Annotated in this window: 6 protein-coding genes and 1 pseudogene; 2 read left to right on the plus strand and 5 right to left on the minus strand. The window is 34.3% G+C overall.

Annotated features, from left to right (window positions below):
• Nucleotides 1–174 precede the first annotated feature (174 nt).
• Nucleotides 175–630, minus strand: coding sequence for a peptidoglycan-binding domain-containing protein (locus AC3DU7_RS20115; protein ID WP_488041083.1), 456 nt, complete (start codon nucleotides 628–630; stop codon nucleotides 175–177).
• Between the two features lie 314 nt (nucleotides 631–944).
• Between AC3DU7_RS20115 and AC3DU7_RS20120 the strand changes: the two genes are divergently transcribed.
• The gene (locus tag AC3DU7_RS20120) at nucleotides 945–1,268 is read left to right on the plus strand and encodes a low molecular weight protein tyrosine phosphatase family protein (protein ID WP_488041084.1); all 324 of its coding nucleotides are present in this window, start codon (nucleotides 945–947) and stop codon (nucleotides 1,266–1,268) included.
• Between the two features lie 459 nt (nucleotides 1,269–1,727).
• Here the strand turns inward: AC3DU7_RS20120 and AC3DU7_RS20125 are convergent, their stop codons facing one another.
• From AC3DU7_RS20125 to AC3DU7_RS20140, 4 genes and pseudogenes are all read right to left on the minus strand, one after another.
• Nucleotides 1,728–2,618, minus strand: coding sequence for a DUF928 domain-containing protein (locus AC3DU7_RS20125; RefSeq protein ID WP_488041085.1), 891 nt, complete (start codon nucleotides 2,616–2,618; stop codon nucleotides 1,728–1,730).
• Between the two features lie 418 nt (nucleotides 2,619–3,036).
• Nucleotides 3,037–5,409, minus strand: coding sequence for a CHASE2 domain-containing protein (locus tag AC3DU7_RS20130; RefSeq protein ID WP_488041086.1), 2,373 nt, complete (start codon nucleotides 5,407–5,409; stop codon nucleotides 3,037–3,039).
• Nucleotides 5,410–5,449: 40 nt separating this feature from the next.
• Entirely contained in the window at nucleotides 5,450–6,745 is a 1,296-nt protein-coding gene (locus AC3DU7_RS20135) for an AAA-like domain-containing protein (protein ID WP_488041087.1), read from the minus strand.
• A gap of 18 nt (nucleotides 6,746–6,763) precedes the next feature.
• A pseudogene (locus AC3DU7_RS20140) lies at nucleotides 6,764–6,910 on the minus strand (IS630-like element ISMae26 family transposase); the annotation flags it as partial.
• Between AC3DU7_RS20140 and AC3DU7_RS20145 the strand changes: the two are divergent.
• Nucleotides 6,906–7,031, plus strand: coding sequence for a hypothetical protein (locus tag AC3DU7_RS20145; protein ID WP_488041088.1), 126 nt, complete (start codon nucleotides 6,906–6,908; stop codon nucleotides 7,029–7,031). The pseudogene AC3DU7_RS20140 and the gene AC3DU7_RS20145 sit on opposite strands and share 5 nt — an antisense overlap.
• Nucleotides 7,032–7,335 lie beyond the last annotated feature (304 nt).

Raw genomic sequence — 7,335 nt, forward strand, 5'->3', positions numbered from 1 at the left:
AAGTAATGAAGGCTGAAATGGCATAAATTCGTTATCTAGTTTTACGCCTTTAAGAATGGCAGAAATATTGAGGCGTTGGCGGAGCCTAGAGACAGCTATACCGCCTCAATTAGTAGACGCTATATATAGCGCCCTAGCGTAAGTACTGATTAGTTTTGATTAGTGAATTCAACTCTAAACATCGATCAATTCTAATTTTCCCCAAGTTTGACTGCCAACAATTCCATCCACAGTTAAACCATGGAATTTTTGGAATTTCTTCACAGCTTCTTCTGTTGCTACACCAAATATTCCATCAACTACCAAGGAAGCAGATCCAATACCATTTAACCGTCTTTGTAGATATTCTACATCTTCTCCAGTGCTACCCAAATACAGAGTAGTGCGGACAATTGTATCTACTACTCCCCAAGTTTGGGGACCCACAATTCCATCCGCAGTTAAACCACCATATTCCTTTTGAAAAGCTATAACAGCTTCCTTTGTAAGATTACCAAATATTCCATCAACTACTAAGCTATTATTAGCAACAATGGCATTCAAAAATGTTTGTAAATTTTTCACATCTTCACCAGTGCTACCAAGGGTAAGAGTAGGACGAGTAGTAGTTCTTTGAGTTCCAGCAAGCATAATTTTCTCCTTGTTTTTGAATCGAGCAGGACTTACGCATTAACGCTATATACAGCGTATTAGTTGGCATTTATCAAGATAAATCCACTGTAATTAGTGTTTCTGCGTAAGTTTTACTCTATATTTTTATCATCTCCTAGTTTTTGGGGAAGTGGGAAAATGTGCATGAGTTATCACAACGCCACTTTTTATTGTGGGTGGACGTGCATTTTCTTGCACATTAATTAGCACTCAGGGGTCACATTCTGCCATAACAACAGTTGTGTAGGGAGATATGATTTAATATTTGAACTTTGACATATTAAATTATAAAGATGAAGAAAATACTATTTATTTGTAGTAAAAACCGATTACGCAGTCCTACTGCTGAAACGATATTTTCTGAATATCCAGATTTGGAGGTAGACTCGGCTGGATTGGATCGAGGTGCTGAAATTCCTTTATGCAGCGAAGCGATTCAATGGGCAGACATAATTTTTGTAATGGAAAAGTATCATCAACGTAAACTTTCAAATAAGTTTCAGCCCTGGCTCAAAAACAAGCGAGTGATTTGCTTGGATATCAGAGATGAGTATGAATATATGCAGCCAGAGCTGGTAGAATTATTAAAGAAAAAGGTGTTGCCGTTATTAAAATAACAGAGTTATCGCTATTTTTATTGAGGTCTAATATCATGTCCGGTTGAATACTTATTATTAAAATAGTAGGGGAGCGGGGGAGTGGGGAGTAGGGGAGTAGGGAACCCACCCCTAACCCATCCCAGGAGGGGAAAATATAAAGATTTACTGTTTAAGCACTTATGATAAGTTTTTTCATCACTAATTATCCGGACATGATATAATAACTGCGAAGTTGCAATAAGCGTGTTAGTTGAAATTCCTATAGTTTACCAAAAGGTTGTCCCCACCATTTCCATGATTCTCGATTAAATGGTGAACGCCACCTTAATCTGTCAAACTACTTGAATATGGCATTTACCCAAATATTAGTGATAATAATTGGCGTTGGCGGAGCCTAGTGCCAGCTATATCGCTACTTAGTATAAACTTATTCTTCAAAAGATACGCTTAGGGGTTCTATATTAAAGTTATTTAATGTCACTTGATATTACAACAATCTTGAATCGGATCGTCAACTAAATCATCATACCACTTACCTAATAAAATCTTCAATCTATCATTTATCTCTGGATCGTCAGGATTACTCCGACGTAAGTTTACTAACTCGTTAACACTTTCAGGGAAGAAACTATTCTCCTGATAAACATCAATCTTGTCTATAACAGTTTCAGCCAATTTTAGCTCATTCATCAAATTATCGGTTGCGTCCTCCCTGAATATTTGTCCGTCAACAACCTGCTCATTGTCTCCACAATCAAAAGTAAATCCCCAAACATAAGAGCCTTCTAAAGGTGGGGCAGAAGAGGGTAATTGCCAACTAATAAATCCTGGCTCTGATTCAACATTAAATTTAGTTTCATAAATAATTTTATCCCTCTCAATCTTATCCTTTAAAACGAAATTAATACTACCAGAGCGAGGAATATACAACCAAAAAGTCGGATGACTTGTCAAAGTTCCTACAGTTTCCAGCTCTGCAGGAATTAGAACTAAAAAAGGCTTTTGATCGTTAGGATTACACTTGCCACCGCGAACACCACGAGTCCCCCCACCACGGCTATTACCCGGACTTGGGTTCCCTCCTCTATCGTTATCCGCCACTTTTAATGGTTTTGTAATTCCAGCTTTTTCTCTAGTATCTGAAGTTTCTGAAATGGCAAATGTACTTTCCAATATGGGAGTAGATTGATTATATTTATCTAGTTCTTGAGATACAATCGCTTCATGAAAAAGTCCATCAAATTCCTCTATTTTCCTAGACTGTTGCACTAAGACAGGTGCTTTCATTTCTACTGCTACTGATTTAGCTATTCCCACATTTAGCCCACAAATGCTAATAATAACAGCAGCAAGTTGTTTGATTTTCATTGTTTTCTGCTCTATAAAACTGATACAAAGCGTCACATAAAGTGACAACTTGATAGCGTAGCTCCGACCCTAGGAGGCTGTTTACTTCCTGTTTCTACTGAGGCCGTCGGCGGTTACTGGGTTTGAGTATCATTTGTGCAAGAAACCCCGCTAAGGTTTTGTAATCGCGCTCTCCAATTAAACCTATCTGAGAAAAGAAGTCTTAATTATTGAAAAATAGTTCTAAATTTCTGTATCAAATAAACTTTAGTTTTACTGGTACACCAACGCGAGATACCAAACTTCACAAATATGTTTGATATGAAATATAGTCACAGTAATCATTTTAGCCAAGCGCGTGGTTGTTCTGCACATTTGCTACCGATACCCCTATACTAGCAAGTGCGTATAGGTGTGGAAAACTATACGTTCGTCTCTATCAATTATCAGTCAATGGAGGCGGACTTCTCTCAAAATTTATGAAAACACTAAGACCAGTTATAATAGATGCCAAAACAGATGGCACCAGGGGTACGACAAAAGCTTGAGTTAAAAAAATCCAACTAACCAAGTATAAAACCATAATATTTCCTCCTATAAAAAAGACAAAGAATAAAACTTGATGAAAACACCTACCTACTACAGCACCAACAGCAGACCAACCTAAAATCCATAACCAGTCTACCCACCTATCCCAAAATATAATTAAAGGTTTTCCATCTAAAACTGCACTAATAATTTGACTTACCTGATGCGCGTGTATAATAACTCCAGTCATTTGCTTTTGAGAAACCGCTTGAAAACTATAAGGAGTATAAAAATTATCACTACCATCTGGGTCTGTATTACCAATAAGTACAATCTTATCTTTAATTAAAGATTCATCAAAATTATTATTGAGAACATCCGAAATAGTAATAGACTCAGAAACTTTATTAGGAAACTGAGCTGAGTTTCTATAATTAAGTAAAACTTGAAATCCACCAGAGTCAATTTTTTGATAAAAACCTTGTCCTTCTACAAGGTCTTTGAAAATAACCTGCCCTATTTTAACAAATCCTTGAGGAGCATCTTCCTCTTTAATGCCTTTAGTTTCCAAATAATTAAGAGCAACTTTAATACTTAATGAATATTCTGTTTGACAAGGATTTCCTAATTTTTTATTCTGAAACATTAAGTGGCGACGGATCACATTAACTTGACCAATATCTAGCATAAGCTGAATAAAACCGAAACGTTCCTCCTTCTCTACTGTTCTAGGAGGTTTGGTACTAGGTTCATTCCTGTTATTATCATCGTCACTAACACTACAAACACCAATTATTTTCTTATTATTACTCAAAATTGTTAATAGTTTTTGATAACCAGATTCAGAAGGTAAAGGATTATTTCGTAAATAATCTAAACCAATAATGGCAGGTTTATGAGTTTCTAATTTGGCTATTACTTTAGCTAAATTCTCATCAGTCAAACTATTACTAATTCCATATTTATTAATGTCTGTGGCCGTAGCTTCAACAATTAAAAGACGAGGATCGGGTGGCTCTGAAGGTCGCCATCCCATCAGGCGATCGTACTCATTTAATTCAAATGATTGTAGCAAGCCTAAACTTCTCAAAATAATTACTCCTACTCCTACCAAACCAGCAATAGTTAAGCTCATTCCTAATGTTTTAGGTTTAGGTTTAGCCTGAGAATTATCCAGATTATTTTCTAAACTTGCTAATTTTTCTGCTAATTTTTCCTCAACCCAATCTTCATTAAAAATTTTCTGATAAATTTTATTAAAAACAAATAATTTCTTTTGTCTTTTAATTACTATACCAGACAATCGTAGAGCCATTTGTACTGGACTATCATCAGTTTTAACTTCTCCCTTTTGCAGAATTTCTTGATATAGTCCTAATAATTGAGGAGCAAATTCAACATGATTAACTAAATAATCGTGCATATATTTAAAATGAGTAGGATTATCTTTTTCTTCCCAATAAGTCAAAATATGTTCTTCTACTAATTCATCAACATCTGGTTCAGAATCCTCTGCATAATCAATAATTATTTGACAAAGTTTCTGAGTCAAAAAAGGTTGACCTCCAGTCCAATCAAAAACTTTTTTCAAAACAATTTCTGGCTCTTCTACTATTCCTTCTAATCTCCTAGTTAATACTTCTTTGCCATTTTCAAAACTTAACTCTGTTAATTCAATTGGATAACCAATATTAAAAGGAGTACGTTGTGGATCTCTAATTAAATCATCTGGAGTCGCTACTCCAACAAAAGCAAAAATCAACCGATGATAATCAGGTTTTCCATCTTCAGCCCGGCGATTATAACAAGAGCGAATAAAAGCAAAAAAATCATTTCTCATCTCCAATGGCAATTTAACCAGCACATCAATTTCGTCAAGAAAAATATATATTTTTTGAGGATGGGGAAAATTAACAAATAAAATTTCTTCAATAAACCGAGCAAAAAGTTGGATATTATTTAAGTTTTGATGGCTAGCTCTCCAGTCTTGATAATTGATACTATTAGGTAGATCGCATCCATAAAATATTTCTCCTAAAAAACCTTCATACCAATATTCTTCTTTAGTTGAAACACCTAATCTAGTCATATCAATTGGGATACATTTACAACCTTGAGAGCGTAAATTTTTCATCACTCTTACTCTCATGCTGGATTTACCCATTTGACGAGCATTAAAAACATAACAATATTCGCCAGCTAGGAGTTTTTCCAATAGTTCTGTATCTTGTTTTCTCACTACATAAGTAGGGTCATTTGCTCGTAAACTACCTCCTCTTATCATTTTTCCCCTTTTTTATTCTTCCTTACGTTCTTACTTTAAATTAACATAAACGATCCTGAAAATATTGTTTATATAACTGACAACGAGGTTCAGCTAAATAACCTTTCATTTTAATTAATCCCATAGCTTCTAATTGACGTACTTCTCGATTTTTATTGGGTAAACGCACTGGAGAATTGGCTAATATTTCGCAAAAAACTGTTTTGATTTTAGGATGATTCTCCATTATTTCTAACAATATACTTAAATGATCTTGATAAATCCCACTTTCACTAGGAGCGTCTTTTAATAGGTCTTTAATTTCCAATTCATCCTGAACCATTTTATATAATCCTAATCTGACTAAATAAGGATGTCCTCCTACCATAGACATTAAAGGATTGACTATTTCTGCATCAAGTTGATGTAAGTAAGCTAATTGAGTTACCTGCTCTGGTATAAATTCTTTTAATTCTATAGGTAAACCGACATTAAAAGGAGATTGATAAATATCTAGTTTACCATGATATTCTGTGGAATAAGCAATTACCATTCTCAGATTTTCCCAAATTTCTGAGTTATTACTTTCTTCATACCAACTTCTTAACATAGCAAAAAAGTTTTTAGAGATTTCTGGATAATTGAAAATTTCATTAACTTCATCTAATAGTAAAACAACATTTTTATTGAGATTAATTAATAATTCTTTAAATGCCTGAGTACAAGAAATTTTAGCATTATTATCATCCCAAATTAATCCATAAGAGACATCAGGTAACTGACTTTTGATATTTTTATTAAATGCTTTGAGAAAATTATTAATATTGTTGATATTGTCAGGTTCAATGAGAGTATCAAATCTCAGATACACAGGCAAATAATTATTTTTATTTGCTTTGTTCTGTATCTTTTTGATTAGAGAAGTTTTACCCATTCTACTTGGTGCTTTTATTCTTACTAAAGAACCTGGTTGTTCTATAGCTTCATAACATTCAGATTCAATAGTACAACGTTTAATTCGATGACGTTCTATATAAAAATGGGAGTCTATTTTTTCCGGTCTACCAGGCATAATAACTGGGTGAAAACCATAATCTTCCTGTAACTCATTAATGACGAAAGTTGGTTTATATTGAGTGAATATCTGTACCAAATATTCGTTCCATTCCAGATTAGATTCTGATGAATATTTAAACTTCTTTGCTATTGCTTTTAATTTTCTCCCCACACTAGATTGATTGAAACTCATTAACTGGGCAATTTCTTGATATTTTTTGCCCGATAAACGCAATTGGATTATATTTTTGTCATTGTCTGATAAATTAGAGTAAATATGGTCAAATATTTCTTGATTCATGGTTCTTTATAGCATTTTTCATATTAATAAGGTACAATAACAGCAGTGTGTAAACCAGTTATGAATATTTTCTAATGTCACTTCTGCAAAAGCCTTGGCAATAGCTTCTTCTAACTCTTTATAAGTTCTTGCACCCAAAGACTTTAATTTATTTTTCACTGTGGAAAGTGAAACACAAAAATGGATTTATCATGCTAGTTATTCTGGGGTTTTACAGCTAAACGCACTACAATTTCGTTCCATTGCTACTGATTGTTACAAAACTTTACAACATTGTACCTGGTGACACGAACCTTCGATCTACGCCGACTAAAAATTTTATTTGCGGAGCATTCCGTAGGAAAAGAACCCTGGAAAATGCTACTGCCAAGATTAATATGTGTTTTATTCGACTAATGCTTAAGAGATTGGTGTTTCGGCGGTCGCCGACATGTTTGCGGAGCATTCCGTCAGGAAAAGGCGGAGCCTAGCTGCAGCTATATCGCCTAAATTTTTAGAGATACCAAATGGGTTCTATAGACTGAATAAGAACTAATAATTTTGTGCCAGGTCAAATCATACCCTAATTTATCAAACTTTCTTAGGAAACC

Source organism: Okeania sp. (assembly GCF_983059655.1).

What these genes read in the sequence shown, in the direction of transcription:
- AC3DU7_RS20115 (WP_488041083.1), bottom strand. Translation starts at nt 630, where the DNA reads ATGCTTGCTGGAACTCAAAGAACTACTACTCGTCCTACTCTTACCCTT.
- AC3DU7_RS20130 (WP_488041086.1), bottom strand. Translation starts at nt 5,409, where the DNA reads ATGATAAGAGGAGGTAGTTTACGAGCAAATGACCCTACTTATGTAGTG.
- AC3DU7_RS20120 (WP_488041084.1), top strand. Translation starts at nt 945, where the DNA reads ATGAAGAAAATACTATTTATTTGTAGTAAAAACCGATTACGCAGTCCT.
- AC3DU7_RS20135 (WP_488041087.1), bottom strand. Translation starts at nt 6,745, where the DNA reads ATGAATCAAGAAATATTTGACCATATTTACTCTAATTTATCAGACAAT.
- AC3DU7_RS20125 (WP_488041085.1), bottom strand. Translation starts at nt 2,618, where the DNA reads ATGAAAATCAAACAACTTGCTGCTGTTATTATTAGCATTTGTGGGCTA.